Origin of the sequence: Christensenella minuta (assembly GCF_003628755.1) — a bacterium.
In the GTDB taxonomy this organism is placed as follows: Bacteria; Bacillota; Clostridia; order Christensenellales; family Christensenellaceae; genus Christensenella; species Christensenella minuta.
The window spans coordinates 347,758-361,428 of the sequence record NZ_CP029256.1 but is presented as its reverse complement, the minus strand read 5'-3'; the positions used below and the strand labels follow the sequence as shown (position 1 = coordinate 361,428).

The following is a 13,671-nucleotide window of genomic DNA, read 5'->3' as shown; positions in this document are numbered from 1 at the left end:
GCGGGTGGGAAAACCGTTTATTAATAGCATAACTCGAAAGGAGCGATATTATGGCAGACAGAAATATCATAAAAACCGTAACAGGGATCCATACACAGGATGGAGCGGGCGTGAATTTAGTGCGCGTCATCTCTGGACGCGACGTGGAGGACTTCGATCCGTTCCTCATGCTCGACGCGTTCGATTCCAAAAATCCCGCCGATTATATCAAGGGGTTCCCCTGGCATCCGCACCGTGGGATCGAAACCGTGACTTATCTGATTCACGGCGGTATCGAACACAGCGACAGCATGGGCAATAAAGGGAGTATTTGTGACGGCGGCTGCCAGTGGATGACGGCCGGAAGCGGCGTGCTCCACCAGGAGATGCCCCAGGCTGCGGACCGCATGCTTGGCTACCAGCTTTGGATTAACCTTCCCCGAAAAGATAAAATGACGGAGCCTAAGTATTTCGATATCACAGAGGATATGATTACCGCAGTCGAACGCGGCAGCGCGACCGTGCGTATCATCGGCGGGTCCTTCGACGGCCAGGATGGCCGGGCGCAGGGCGGTTACGTGAAGGCCGACCTGCTCGACGTTGCGGTCGCTCCCGGCGGGACGCTCGCGTTTCCAACAGATGCCGAAAAAAATGTATTTGTGTATCTCTTCGAGGGAAGCGCGCGCTTCGGGGATGGCAAGCAGCTTATCCCGGAAAAAACCGCGGCCCTGTTCGGCCACGGGGATCAATTCACCGTGCACGCCGGTCCCGACGGAGTCCGTTTCGCCTATTTTGCCGGGAAACCGCTCAAAGAACCGGTCTCATGGGGCGGCCCCATCGTAATGAATACGCCGGACGAACTCGACGAAGCGTTTTCCGAATTGCAGGACGGTACGTTTATCAAACACAAATAACAGTTCCTGGCATAAAAAAAGGCGGGCCCTTTACGCGCGGACCCGCCTTTTGTTTCACAATAGCCTTACGCTTCGCTCACTTTTGCTTCCTCGAATTCCTTTTCGATATCGGCAGAAGGTTTTTTATCCAACAGGCTCACGATGACGCAAACCGCCAGCGCAAGCAGGAAGCCGGGCACGATCTCATACAGCCCTGTCGGTCCAGCCCACAGCTGGTTCCACAGGATCGAAATCACGAATCCGGTCGCCATCCCGGCAATCGCGCCTCTCGCCGTCGTCCGTTTCCAGAACAGCGCAAGTAGCACGATCGGACCGAAAGCGCTGCCGAAGCCCGCCCATGCGAAGGAAACGACCGACATGATAGAGGTCTGCGGATCGCGTGCAAGCACAGCCGCGATCACCGCGATAATAATCACACCGATTCGCCCGATCCACATCAATTTCTTTTCGGAAGGTTTTTTCTTTGTAAATTTCTCATAAATATCAGCCGTAATCGCCGAAGACGCAACCAGCAGCTGGGAATCCGCCGTGCTCATAACGGCCGCAAGAATCGCCGAAAGCAGAATGCCCGCGATTACAGGCACAAAGAGCTTCCCTGCCATCACCAGGAACACGGTCTGCGCGCCCGCCGCATCCGTGAACATATCGCCGAGGTACACCCGGCCAATGATACCCACCATCACAGCGCCCGCAAGCGCAAGTACGATCCATCCCGTGGCAATCCTCCGCGAGGTCTTTATCATGCGCGGTTCTTTGATCGCCATATAGCGGATGATAATATGCGGCATACCGAAATAACCGAGGCCCCATGCAAGGTTTGAGATCAGCACCATCGGCGAAAGCGGCGTGCCGTCCGTATTGGTAAACGGGTCGAGGAACCCGGGCGCAATGTTGTTCGCCGCGTTTACCGCCTCCGTAGGCCCGCCAAGCTTACCCATAGCGGCAAGCGGCACGACAAAAATCGCCACCAGCATCAGCATGCCCTGAAAGAAGTCCGTCCAGCACACAGCCTTAAATCCGCCCATAAACGTATAAACAATGATGACCGCTGCGCAGATAATCATCGCCGCCTGGTAATCCATCCCGGGGAAGACCGCCGTAAATACCGTCCCGCCGGATACAAATCCCGAGACTACATAAAAAGTAAAAAAGACCAGAATAACCGCTGAACTAATCAGGCGAAGGACGCCTTTTTCATCCTTAAAGCGGTTTTCAAAAAATTGCGGAACCGTAATTGAATCGCCCGCCACATAGGAATACTGGCGCAGGCGTTTGGCAACGACCAGCCATGAGCAGTATGCGCCCACAGCGAGGCCGACCCCGATCCATACCTCGCTCATACCGGAAAGATACAGCGCCCCCGGCAGCCCCATCAGGAGCCACCCGCTCATGTCCGATGCCTGCGCGGAAAGCGCCGTCACCGCCGGATTGAGCCCCCTGCCGCCGAGCATATAATCTGAAAGGTTGGATGATTTCTTATAAAAATAAAACCCGATCAGCAGAACAAAGACAAAATAGCCAATAAAAGAGATAACTACGCCCCAATCAAACTCCATACAAATTCCCCTTTTTCGATATGAAATGAAACAATTGATTTATTTAGTATAACGAAAAATACGCTTCTGTGCAAGTTTTGCCGCACCAAAAAAAGCGGCTGCCAGAAGGCCGCCGCTTTTTTCCCCGGTTTTACTGTTCTTCTTCCGTCTCCAGATATTCTTTTGCTTCGTTTACATAATGCTCTACGAGGCTGCGCTGATAATCGATATCCTTCTGCCCCAGCGTCCGCGTCGCCTTGGCAGGCGACCCCATGATCATGCTTCCGTCCGGGAATTCCTTGTTCGGCGTTACAAGCGCCCCCGCCGCCACAAGGCAGTTCTTCCCGATCTTAACGCCGTCCAGCACCACCGCGCCGATGCCGATCAGGGACCCCTCCCCGATCTCGCAGGAATGCAGATTCGCATTATGCCCCACCACAACATTATCGCCGATCACAAGCGGCTCTTCATCGTTGGTATGCAGCACACTGTTATCCTGCACATTGGAATTTTTCCCTATCAAAATCGGCTGCCCGATGTCTCCCCGCACGACTGCACACGGCCAGACGCTCGCATTCTCCTTCAATATAACATCGCCCGCAACCACCGCGCTTTTATGTACGAAAGCCGTTGCGTCGATCTGCGGCGTTTTCCCTTTTACCTTTGTAATCATAGTAAGTCCTCCTCGAAAACCTTGATCGCTATCGCGGTCTCGATCCGCTTTTTTTCCGTCTCGCAGCCAATTTCATATGGCTTCCTGATATCCCCGGTGGAATGGTATGCGTTTGCCGCACACCCGCCCGAGCAATAATATTTCGCCCAGCATTCGCTGCATCCTTTTTTGGTGAAAACATGGGTATCCATAAACATCTTTTTGATTCCCTGGTCCACATCCGCATCATGGACGTTGCCCATGTAAAAATCCTCCATACCGGCAAACTGGTGGCAGGGATAAAGGTTACCGTCGGCCGTCACCGCCAAATATTCGCTTCCCGCCCCGCATCCCCGGAGCCGCTTGTTCAGGCACGGACCTGAATTAAGATCGATCATAAAATGGAAAAAATTGAATCCCCGTCCCGCCTTTTCCCGCTTCAGGTATTCGCGCGCCAGAATCTCATATTCATGTTTCAGCTGCGGAATATGCTCCGCCCTGATTGCATAGCTCTCGCCCGTTACCACCGGTTCCACGGAAATCTGGTCAAAGCCCGCATCAGCAATTGCGCATACGTCGTTTGAAAAATCAAGATTTTCCGCCGTATAGGTACCGCGCACATAGTATTCCTGACCTTTGCGCCCGTCCACGATCTTGCGCGCATTTTCCAGCACCCTGTCGTAGCTGCCTTTTCCGGCGACGTTTTTACGCATCTTATCGTGTATCTCTTTTCGCCCGTCAATACTGATGACTACGTTTTTCATCTCTTTGTTGATAAAATCCGCCATCTCGTCCGTCACATGGTAGGCGTTTGTCGTCAGCGTAAAGCGAATATTCTTGCCATGCGCCTTTTCCTGCTGTCTTCCGTATTCCACGGTCTGCTTCACAACATCAAAATTCATCAGCGGCTCGCCGCCGAAAAAATCAACCTCGAGGTTCCTGCGCCCGCCGGAATGCCCGATCAAAAAATCGATTGCCGCCTTTGCCGTCTCCGCATCCATCAGCGCCCGCGCCCCGTGGTATTCCCCGGTGTCCGCAAAACAGTAAGAGCACCGGAGGTTGCAGTCCTGCGCAACAAGCAGGCACAGCGCTTTAATCACAGGTGTGTTAAACTGCGCGTTTTCGCCGCTGATTTCGCATTCCGAATATAAAAGGCCCTGCCGCTCGAGCTCCTCGATCTCATCCAGCGCCTCGCGCGCTTCCTCCCCCAGGTCGTTTACGATCTGTTCGTTTGTCTTGCCCGCATTTTTAAATGTAAGCACGCTCATTGCGGTCTTATCGATCGCGTGCACCGACCCGGATTCCACGTCCAGCGCCGCATACTTCCCGCAAAACTCTATTAAATGAACCATTATTTCCCCTTCTTAAAACGCATTCGCATTTTTCTGCCGCGCACGCTTTGGAAAACGTGCGCTCCGGCCGGATGCCGTACATGAAAAAATGGCGGCATTGTCACATGCCGCCACCTCATTACTCTAAAAAAATCAGTTTTTCTTTTCGCACTTCTGGTTTGCGAGCGTGCACGACGTTTTGCAGGCCGATTGGCATGACGTCTGGCATTCCCCGCAGCCGCCCGTACGCAACGTATCCTTCAGATTGCTCTTGGTTACCGTCTTAATGTGCTTCATCAGAAATTCCTCCCTCGAAACTTTTACCCGTGTATTGTACCACACAGCATCCCGAAACTCAAGTTATTTCCCTTTTTTTGAGGTCTTTTCGGAAGAATCTTTGGCGTCGTCCTTCTTGGCGTCGTCCTTCTTGGCGTCTGTCTTCTCCGGAATTTCCTTTCCTTCCTCAAAGCTCTCCACAGAAGCGATCGCCCCCTTCGAAAGCACCAGCTTCGTCTTGTCCGGACCGCACTCGATGGTCACGAGGTCCTCTTTAATCATAACGACTTTACCATAGAAGCCGCCGATCGTCTTAATCATATCGCCCACGCGCAAATTGCCGAGCATGTTTTTAAACTGTTTCTCTTTCCTCTTGTTCGGAACAATAATCAGTACGATGAACACCACGATCAGCAGGATCGGGAAGAGCATCATCATCATATTGCTGGAACCGGCTGCGCTTGTCGCGCCACCATCACTTACTGGCATACTTTTTACCGCCTTTCAAATTCAAAAATCACTAATATTTATAATATCGGTAAAGCACGCGCAAGTCAACCATTATTTCGCTTTATATGCGGAAATCTTCCATGAATCCGCGCCTGAATTCGCCAAACGTTCCCGCCTCGATATGCCCGCGTATCTCCTCCATCAGGCGGATCGTAAACCTCGTGTTGTGAATGGAAAGCAAAATAGCGCCCAATATCTCCCCTGTCTTAATCAGGTGCCTGATATAGGCCCGCGTATGATTGCGGCACGCATAACAATCGCAAGCCTCGTCGATGGGCCGGAAATCCTTCGCATACTCCGCATTGCGGATCACCAGCTTCCCGTTGCGCACCAACGCCGTCCCGTTGCGCGCGATCCGCGTCTGTAATACGCAGTCAAACATATCCACCCCGCGGGCCACCCCCTCCACGAGGCAGTCCGCCGTGCCCACGCCCATCAGGTAGCGTGGCTTTTCCTCCGGCAATGTGTCCGTGACCACATCGAGCATCTCATACATCACCGGCTTTGGTTCCCCTACGGAAAGCCCGCCGATCGCATTGCCGATAAAGTCGAGCCGGGCAATCTCCTCCGCGCTCTTCTTGCGCAGGTCCGGATACATCCCTCCCTGCACGATGCCAAACAACGCCTGGTCGTCCCGCGTCTGCGCCTCCTTGCACCGCTTTGCCCACCGGTGTGTCCGCTCCATGGAATGCTTCGTATAATCAAAGTCCGCCGGATAAGGCGTGCATTCGTCGAGCACCATCATAATGTCCGAGCCGAGAGCCTCCTCTATTTCCACTGCCTTCTCAGGGGTGAACATATGCCGCGACCCGTCGAGGTGCGACTGGAACTCCACCCCTTCCTCTGTCAGCTTCCTGAGGTCGCCGAGGCTGAACACCTGAAACCCCCCGCTGTCCGTCAAAATCGGTTTTTTCCAGTTCATAAACCGGTGCAGCCCGCCCGCTTCGCGGATCAGTTCGTGCCCCGGCCGCATATAAAGATGGTAGGTATTCCCAAGGATGATCTGCGCGCCCGCGCGGAGAACCTGGTCGTTCGTCATCGCCTTGACCGTAGCCTGCGTGCCCACCGGCATAAATACGGGCGTTTTGATCTCGCCGTGCGGGGTCGCAAGGCGCCCTGCACGCGCCTTGCTGCCCCCGTCTTTTTTCTCAACCTGAAAACTAAAATTCATTCGTTACCTCGCTCGCCGAATCCCGCTTTTCCGGGCTTTTGCGCGTTTTTCCAACTTCGTCCGTTCCATTTTATCAAAAAACTTACAGGCTTACAAACCTGTCCGCAATATTTTGCACAAATGCGCCGTCGTGCTCCACAAACAGCATGGTGGGCGTGCATTCGCAGATCAGCCGCTCGATCTGCATGCGCGACAGTACATCGATATAATTGAGCGGCTCGTCCCAAATATAAAGGTGCGCCCGTTCGGCGAGGCTCCTTGCAAGCACGACCTTTTTCTTCTGTCCGGCGCTGAAATCCGCCATATCCTTTTCAAATTGTTCCCGCGTAAAGTTAAGCTTGCGCAGCAGCGTCAGAAACAAGGTCCGGTCAATCCCGCTTCCCTCCGCATACGCGTCAAGCGGACCCTTCAGGAAGGACGGGTCCTGCGGAACGTAAGAGACGACGAGTCCCGATGCGGTAAAAAGCATTCCGCCATGGTCGATCTTTTCCCCGCTTATCAGCTTCAGGACGCTTGATTTTCCGCTGCCGTTTTTCCCCACCAGGGCGATTCTCTCTCCCCGCTCCACGGAAAAGCCGACCGGCCCGCAGATTTCCTTGCCTCCATACCGGATGCGGACGTCTTTCAGCTCCGCCAGCCGCTGCGCGTGAAACGCAAGCGGCCGCACAACCACCTTGTCCGTCCTTTCTATATTTTTCAGCAGCTTCGCCTTTTCTTCCGCAGCCCTTGCCGTACGCACCTCCGCCGCCTTTGCCCGCTTCATCATTTTCGCGGCCTTGCGGCCGATATACCCCCGGTCCGGCCGCAGCCCGGCAACACGCTGCCCTTTCTTGGACCGCTCCGCCTGCTCCGCCCACTCCGCTTTCTGCCGGGCGGTCCCGGACAGCCTGCGGACCTCCTTTTTCAGTTGATTGTTCCGTTCCAGCTCGTAGGCATCCCGTTTTTCCTTATGCGTGAGCCATGCGGAAAAATTCCCATTTAATAATTCAATGTTTGTCCGGTTGATCGCTAAAATATGGTCGACACACAGGTCCAGGAAATTCCTGTCGTGCGACACGAGTATAAATCCTTTTTTCCGGCGCAGGTACCCGGCCACCGTATCACGCGCCCGCGCATCGAGGTGGTTGGTCGGCTCGTCGAGCAACAAAAAGCTGTTTTCCTTCAGGAACAACGCCGCCAGCAGCACCTTGGTTTGCTCGCCGTTGCTCAGCGTTCCAAACGGCCGCCGCAAAACGTCCTGCCGCACTTCGAGAAGGTTCAGTTCCCGGGAAATCTGCCATTCTTCCATAGCCGGGCATATCCCGCTTACGACGTTCCCTGTAAATTCCCATGGGTCGGCATTTTCAAACGGAAAATACTCAAACTTTACGGCGCTCGAAATCGTACCGCCGTATGAATATTTTCCCATAAGCAGCTTCAGAAAAGTAGTCTTCCCGCAGCCGTTTCGTCCCGTAAAGCCCAGCTTCCAGTCCGTATCGACCTGAAAGGAAACATGTTCAAAAATCATATCACAGCTGCCGTCGTAGCAAAACGACAGGTCGTTCACGCTGATTTGCGACATTGCCATCACCCTCCTCCGGGCGTCCGTTCCCTCCTGCAGCAAAGACCGGACCAATACGAAAAAACCTGCAGGAAAATACGTTATTTTCCTGCAGGTCATAGGTACCGCAAACAATTCTTACTCTGCCGGCAATCCTGAAACGTAATTTCTTGCACGGGAAACCACGAATGCAAAGCATCCCTTTCTCCCAACATAAAATGTCTTTAGCAAGAAATATTGCGCATCAAACTGCCTCCTCTTTTTATTACCGCTACTATACCATCCGCAGGCCGGGCCGTCAAGGCCTTTTCCGCCTGCCGAAAAAAATCAGGGGCCGGCTCTTGCCTGCCGGATCGGTCTTTTTTATTCTAAGTAGGGAGCAGTCGGTCTTTCTTCCCGGCCGCAGGTCCAGCCCCTCCGCATATCCTCACCCGTTTCGCCCTGATTCATCCTGCGTTCTCCCCAAGACGGCAATACCGCCGGAACGCCTCCGCGTAACTGCCTTTCCGCGCGGCATCGGGGATATATTCGCTCACATATCCTTCACAAATCGCCTTCTGCGCCGTAAACATATCGGGATATGCCCCGCATGCCACCGCCGCAAATACCGCAGCACCGCGGGCACAGGCCTGCGCTGACGCCGAAACGGAAATTGGACGTTCCAGCGCATCCGCCATCGTCTGCATCACATAGGGGGATTTCTGCGCAATCCCCCCGACGGCGATTATTTTTTCAATGGCAAGCCCTTCCCGGCTCAGGCTGTCAACAATCCGCTTCCAACCGAACGCCGTGGCGAAAACAAGGCTTTGAAACACCTGCGGCGGCTCAGTTCCAAGGGAAAGCCCCGCGATCGCTCCGCGTGCAAATTCATCCGCATACGGATAGCGCCTGCCATTGAACCAGTCGAGCGCGGGCAGCGCGCTCCCTGCATCGAGAGCCTCCGCCTGCCTCGTCAATTCTCCGAGCAGCTTTTCCGACAGTTCCCTTCTCGTTTTTTCATCCCCAAACTGCTCGCTTGGCCATATCAGGAACCGTTTCAGCCATGCGTATACGTCGCCAAAGGCAGACTGCCCCGCTTCAATCCCCATATACCCGGGAAGGATCGAATCTTCCGCCATCCCGCAGGCGTAGGTCATCCGCCTGTCCCGCAGGCGCTCCGCCCGCTCTATCATCATGTCGACGGCGGAGGTCCCAAGATTGGCGACGAGGACCCGCTCACAGATCCCCGCTCCCACCGCGCCGGCATGCGCGTCAAACGAGCATCCGCCCACGGCCGCTCCCGCCGGCAGGCCAAGCCTCTTCGCCCATTTTTCGCACAGCGTACCAACTTTCGTCCCCGCCGGCCGCACGTTCCGGCCAAAATTAAGGGCGTTTTTTTTCAGCGCCGGATCCAGCGATCCAAGGCACTCCGCATCCGGAAGTCCGTTCCACTCGCTGTGCCACAGCGCTTTATGCCCGGCGGCACACGAGCATCGGTACATCGTCAGCGGGTCCGTATTGCCGGCAAGTTCTCCCGTAATCCAGTCGCAATGCTCGACCCAGCTAAATGCGGCCTCCCGTATTTTTTCCGACAAGCGGCTGGTGCGCAGTATCTTCGCCCAATACCATTCGCTGGAATAGACGCCCTGGTACTTGGTATAATCCAGTCCATGCCAGTCAGAGAGTACGCGGTTGATTTCTCCCGCTTCGCTTGCCGCCGCGCGGTCCTTCCACAGATGAAACATCGCTCCGGGTTCTTCTTCAAAGCCCCTTGTAAGCGCAAGAGGAGTTCCCGCCCGGTCGACAGGGCACGGCGTCGAGCCGGTGGTATCCACCGCGATTCCCCGTACCGCCCTTCGCACTCCGTCCCCGGCCTTTCCAAGCGCTTCCGCGGCAACCGTTTCCAGCGCTTCGAGGTAATCCGCCGGATGCTGCCGGAAAATCCCTTCCTCTGGCATCTGGTACAAACCATCGTCCCACCTTGGGTATGTGCATACGGCTTCCGCGCACATAGAGCCGTCCGCAAGGTCCACTACCACCGCGCGCACCGAATCGCTGCCAAAATCCGCCCCCAGCACATAATTTCTTCCGCTCATGGGCGTTTCCATCATTGTCTTGCCATCTTCCTGTTTTTGAGGATATCAAAACCTACGGCCAAGATGATAACCAGTCCCTTGATAATCATCTGTACATAAGACGAGATATGGAGCAGGTTCAGGCCGTTGCTGAGTATTCCGATCACCAGCGCGCCGATAATCGTCCCGCCGATCGTCCCGATCCCGCCGTTGAAACTCGTACCGCCCAGCACCGCCGCAGCGATGGCGTCCGCTTCATATCCGTTGCCTGCCGTCGGCTGGCCCGAATACATCCGGGATGCAAGCACGATGCCCGCAAGCGCTGAAAGGATACCGGAAATCATATAAACGCGGACCGTAAGGCCCTTGATTTTGATGCCCGCAAAACGCGCCGCATTCTCGTTTCCGCCCACCGCATACATCCGCCTGCCGAATTTAGTCTTGTAAAGCAGGATCGACATCACGACCGCGGTCACGACAAGGATATAGATCGGGATCGGGATTCCAAACAGGTAACCGTTGCCAATCACCGTAAACAATTCGTTTTTCGAGGCCACGGACCGCCCATCCGTAATCAGGTAACACAGCCCGCGCAGCGATCCCATCAAAGAAAGCGTCACGATGAAAGGCGGCATGCCCGTGAAAGCGATGATCGTGCCGTTTATCAGGCCGATCGCCGCTCCGAACAGGAGCGCCACGATGATCGCCGGAGCGATCTCAACGCCGCCTTCCATCAGCATAACCACCGCAACGCCGCTCGCCCCGACCACCGAGCCCACGGTCAAGTCAATCCCGCCGATAATCAGCACAAAGGTCATGCCGATCGCAAGGAATGCGTTGATGCATATTTGCCGCAGTACGGTAAGCAGGTTATTTGCCGTTAAAAACGAGTCCGTCGCGATAGACAAAACCGCGCAAAGCGCAAGCAGCGCAATCAGTATGCCCATGTTATTTTTGAAAAAGACGACGACCGGGTTCGAGCCGGCTCCAATCTTGTTTTCATTAATTTTTTGCATTTTCTTTCCCTCCCGAAGCAAACCACATAATTTCTTCCTGCCTTGCCCTTGATGTTTCGTTATTGTCAAGCACTCCCGTCACCGAACCTTCGTGCATAACGACGATCCGGTCGCTGAGGTTGATGATCTCCTCCATTTCAGAGGAAATCAGCATAACGGCTTTTCCCTGCTTGGCAAGTCCGTAGATCAGCTGGTAGATTTCAGCCTTCGCGCCAACGTCGACGCCCCTCGTCGGCTCGTCGAGGATAAAAATATCCGGGTCGGCAGCCATCCATTTCCCAAGGACCACCTTCTGCTGGTTGCCGCCGGAAAGGAACTGCACCTTTTGTTCCGGAGACGTCATCTTGATAGAGAGGGCGTCCGCGTACTTTCCGGTCAGCTCGTTTTCATATTTTTTGTTGACGCCTACATTCTTGATGAATTTATCCAGCACGACGATAGAGGTGTTGTATTTGATTGTGTGCATCAGGAACAGCCCTTCCGTTTTCCTGTCTTCAGGAACATACCCGATGCCATGCCTGATCGCATCCTGTGTATTTTGAATATTCACCAGTTCGCCGTTTATGTAAAGCTCCCCGGAATCCACCTTGTCGATCCCAAAGATCGCCCTGGCAAGCTCAGTCCGTCCCGCGCCTACAAGGCCGGCAAACCCGACGATTTCCCCTTTCCGCAGGGAAAAATTAATATCGTTAATTTTCTTGTTGGAATAATGCTTGACTTCCAGGCAAACTTCGCCCACATCTATTTTCCCGTCCCGTTTGAAAATCTCCGAAAGCTCGCGGCCAACCATCATGCTGATTACCTTGTCCTGCGTCAGATTTTCCACCGTATCCGTCCCAATCATTTTTCCGTCCCGCAAAATGGAAATAGAATCCGCTATTTCAAAAATTTCGTCCATCCTGTGAGAGATATAAATAATGGCAATCCCTGATTTTTTCAGTTTATCTATCTGCAAAAAAAGCTGATCTATCTCTGTTTTTGTCAAAGAAGAAGTCGGTTCGTCCATCACGATGATCCTGGCGTTCGACAGCAGCGCCCTGCTGATCTCCACCATCTGTTGTTTCGCAATGCTCAGGTCCCGCACCTTTGTACGTGCGTCGACGCCCAGCCCCATCTCTTCCAGGACCGCCTGCGACCTGCGAACCATTTCCCGGTCGTTCAAAAGCGCTCCGCCCTTGATTTCTTTCCCCATAAAGAGGTTATCCGCGATCGACATGTTCTCCGCGAGGCTGATTTCCTGGTGGATGATACCAATTCCGTAATGCTGTGCATCCTGTACCGTATTGATTTTGGCTTCCTGCCCGTTGATCCGGATCGTTCCCTGTCCGGGGTCCATGTCATAGATCCCGCCCAATATTTTAATTAAGGTCGATTTTCCCGCGCCGTTCTCGCCCATCAGGGCACGCACTTCGCCGGCCTTCACATTGAATTCAATGCTGTCAAGCACCTTAGCGCCCGGAAATGTCTTACTGATGCCCGACATTTCCAGATAGTATTCATTTTCCATACCTGCCCTCCATAAAGCAATCAGTCGAAATCTTCCATATGCTTCATATGTTTTGCAAAGCATAGAGGGAAAAGGTGCCGCCATACCGTGGACGGACAGCGGCACACCCCTTTACCCTCGATATTTTCAGTATCCTGGAATTTGAATTATTCTCCCGCTTCCATCGTCTCGGCCGTAACCAGCGCGCTCGGGACCTTGATGTCCGCTTCTACCGTTTCACCCGCGATTACCTTGTACGCAATCTCGATGCTCTGCTTGCCGATTTCAACCGGATCCTGGGAAGCCGACGCAAACATCTTGCCTTCCTTGATTGCGGCCATTCCGTCTTCGGAACCGTCTACGCCCACGATCTTGATCTGGCCGAGCTTACCCGCGCTGTCAACGGCCGCCGCGCAGCCGATTGCCGAAGGATCGTTGAGTGCGAACACACCCGTAAGGTCCGGATACGCCTGCAGCATATTTTCCATCACCGGCATTGCCGTATCGACGCCGGGCTGGATTTCCTGCTCTTCAACGATTTCGATGTCGGGATATTTGGAGAGCGCGTCCTTGAAGCCGTTCGCCCTGTCCGCGCAAACCTGGGCCACGTTGTAAGTCAGCATCACGACCTGTCCCTTGCCTTCAAGCGCTTTTCCAAGCGCCTCGCCGATCAGCTGGCCCGCCATGAAGTTGTCCGTTGCAACCGTGCTCGCCACGAGGCTCGTATCGTCGACCGGCGAGTTATAGCATACAACCGGAATGCCCGCCGCTTTGCACGCATTCAGCGAAGCCTGGATTCCGTTCGAGTCCACAGGGTCGATCATCATAACGCTGACGCCCTGCTGGATCATGTCCTCGATGTCTGTGATCTGCTTTGCCGCGTCGAACCCGGCGTCCATTACGATCAGCTGGTCGTCGCCCTGGACTGCGGATTCCATGCCGTCCAGTATTTCAATGTAGAACGGGTTAGACTGGTCCGCCACGGAAACGCCTATTTTGATCGCCCCCTCCGCCGCCGGCGCCTCTGCGGAAGCTTCCGTGCTTTGTTCAGCCGGAGCGGACGGTTCAGCAGCTGCCGGTGAATCTGTCGTGACTGCCGAACAGGCAACAAGTGCGATTGCCATGAACAGGGCCACAGCGATCAGTGAAAATTTTTTCATAATGATTTTCCTCCATTTTTTATTTATTTAGCGTTTTAGCTAAAATT

Annotated in this window: 12 protein-coding genes; 1 reads left to right on the top strand and 11 read right to left on the bottom strand. The window is 54.2% G+C overall.

The features are described 5' to 3' along the window. Nucleotides 1-50 precede the first annotated feature (50 nt). Nucleotides 51-893 carry a pirin family protein gene (locus B1H56_RS01755; RefSeq protein ID WP_066520413.1) on the top strand — a complete coding sequence of 281 codons (843 nt, stop codon included), beginning with the start codon at nt 51-53 and terminating at the stop codon, nt 891-893. 65 nt (nt 894-958) lie between these two features. Here the strand turns inward: B1H56_RS01755 and putP are convergent, their stop codons facing one another. The 11 genes from putP to B1H56_RS01700 form a co-directional block, all read right to left on the bottom strand. Then, nucleotides 959-2,449, bottom strand: coding sequence for a sodium/proline symporter PutP (putP, locus tag B1H56_RS01750; RefSeq protein ID WP_066520411.1), 1,491 nt, complete (start codon nt 2,447-2,449; stop codon nt 959-961). Between the two features lie 130 nt (nt 2,450-2,579). After that, nucleotides 2,580-3,101 (bottom strand): gamma carbonic anhydrase family protein, encoded by a 522-nt coding sequence (locus B1H56_RS01745; RefSeq protein WP_066520409.1) that lies wholly within the window; start codon nt 3,099-3,101, stop codon nt 2,580-2,582. Beyond that, a complete protein-coding gene (gene scfB, locus B1H56_RS01740) occupies nt 3,098-4,432 on the bottom strand; it encodes a thioether cross-link-forming SCIFF peptide maturase (RefSeq protein WP_066520403.1) in 1,335 nt (444 codons plus the stop codon). The genes B1H56_RS01745 and scfB overlap by 4 nt, the downstream gene beginning before the upstream one ends. Before the next feature lie 132 nt (nt 4,433-4,564). Next, nucleotides 4,565-4,708, bottom strand: a complete 144-nt coding sequence (gene scfA / locus B1H56_RS01735) for a six-cysteine ranthipeptide SCIFF (protein ID WP_066520402.1) — start codon at nt 4,706-4,708, stop codon at nt 4,565-4,567. 63 nt (nt 4,709-4,771) lie between these two features. Then, a complete protein-coding gene (gene yajC / locus B1H56_RS01730; RefSeq protein ID WP_066520400.1) occupies nt 4,772-5,176 on the bottom strand; it encodes a preprotein translocase subunit YajC in 405 nt (134 codons plus the stop codon). 82 nt (nt 5,177-5,258) lie between these two features. Then, on the bottom strand, nt 5,259-6,368 hold the full coding sequence (tgt, locus tag B1H56_RS01725) for a tRNA guanosine(34) transglycosylase Tgt (protein WP_066520398.1): 1,110 nt from the start codon (nt 6,366-6,368) through the stop codon (nt 5,259-5,261). 82 nt (nt 6,369-6,450) lie between these two features. Next, a complete protein-coding gene (gene abc-f / locus B1H56_RS01720) occupies nt 6,451-7,929 on the bottom strand; it encodes a ribosomal protection-like ABC-F family protein (protein ID WP_066520395.1) in 1,479 nt (492 codons plus the stop codon). Between the two features lie 425 nt (nt 7,930-8,354). Beyond that, nucleotides 8,355-9,998, bottom strand: coding sequence for a ribulokinase (locus B1H56_RS01715; RefSeq protein WP_121418957.1), 1,644 nt, complete (start codon nt 9,996-9,998; stop codon nt 8,355-8,357). Beyond that, nucleotides 9,995-10,978, bottom strand: coding sequence for an ABC transporter permease (locus B1H56_RS01710; protein ID WP_066520392.1), 984 nt, complete (start codon nt 10,976-10,978; stop codon nt 9,995-9,997). Before B1H56_RS01710 ends, B1H56_RS01715 begins: the two co-directional genes overlap by 4 nt. After that, a complete protein-coding gene (locus B1H56_RS01705) occupies nt 10,965-12,485 on the bottom strand; it encodes a sugar ABC transporter ATP-binding protein (protein ID WP_066520390.1) in 1,521 nt (506 codons plus the stop codon). The genes B1H56_RS01710 and B1H56_RS01705 overlap by 14 nt, the downstream gene beginning before the upstream one ends. 146 nt (nt 12,486-12,631) lie before the next feature. Beyond that, nucleotides 12,632-13,624, bottom strand: a complete 993-nt coding sequence (locus B1H56_RS01700; protein ID WP_066520388.1) for a sugar ABC transporter substrate-binding protein — start codon at nt 13,622-13,624, stop codon at nt 12,632-12,634. Between the last annotated feature and the right edge of the window lie 47 nt (nt 13,625-13,671).

Coding starts and splice junctions, on each gene's coding strand:
- yajC (WP_066520400.1), bottom strand. CDS start 5,176: ATGCCAGTAAGTGATGGTGGCGCGACAAGCGCAGCCGGTTCCAGCAAT.
- B1H56_RS01755 (WP_066520413.1), top strand. CDS start 51: ATGGCAGACAGAAATATCATAAAAACCGTAACAGGGATCCATACACAG.
- B1H56_RS01745 (WP_066520409.1), bottom strand. CDS start 3,101: ATGATTACAAAGGTAAAAGGGAAAACGCCGCAGATCGACGCAACGGCT.
- B1H56_RS01715 (WP_121418957.1), bottom strand. CDS start 9,998: ATGATGGAAACGCCCATGAGCGGAAGAAATTATGTGCTGGGGGCGGAT.
- abc-f (WP_066520395.1), bottom strand. CDS start 7,929: ATGTCGCAAATCAGCGTGAACGACCTGTCGTTTTGCTACGACGGCAGC.
- scfA (WP_066520402.1), bottom strand. CDS start 4,708: ATGAAGCACATTAAGACGGTAACCAAGAGCAATCTGAAGGATACGTTG.
- scfB (WP_066520403.1), bottom strand. CDS start 4,432: ATGGTTCATTTAATAGAGTTTTGCGGGAAGTATGCGGCGCTGGACGTG.
- B1H56_RS01700 (WP_066520388.1), bottom strand. CDS start 13,624: ATGAAAAAATTTTCACTGATCGCTGTGGCCCTGTTCATGGCAATCGCA.
- putP (WP_066520411.1), bottom strand. CDS start 2,449: ATGGAGTTTGATTGGGGCGTAGTTATCTCTTTTATTGGCTATTTTGTC.
- B1H56_RS01710 (WP_066520392.1), bottom strand. CDS start 10,978: ATGCAAAAAATTAATGAAAACAAGATTGGAGCCGGCTCGAACCCGGTC.
- B1H56_RS01705 (WP_066520390.1), bottom strand. CDS start 12,485: ATGGAAAATGAATACTATCTGGAAATGTCGGGCATCAGTAAGACATTT.
- tgt (WP_066520398.1), bottom strand. CDS start 6,368: ATGAATTTTAGTTTTCAGGTTGAGAAAAAAGACGGGGGCAGCAAGGCG.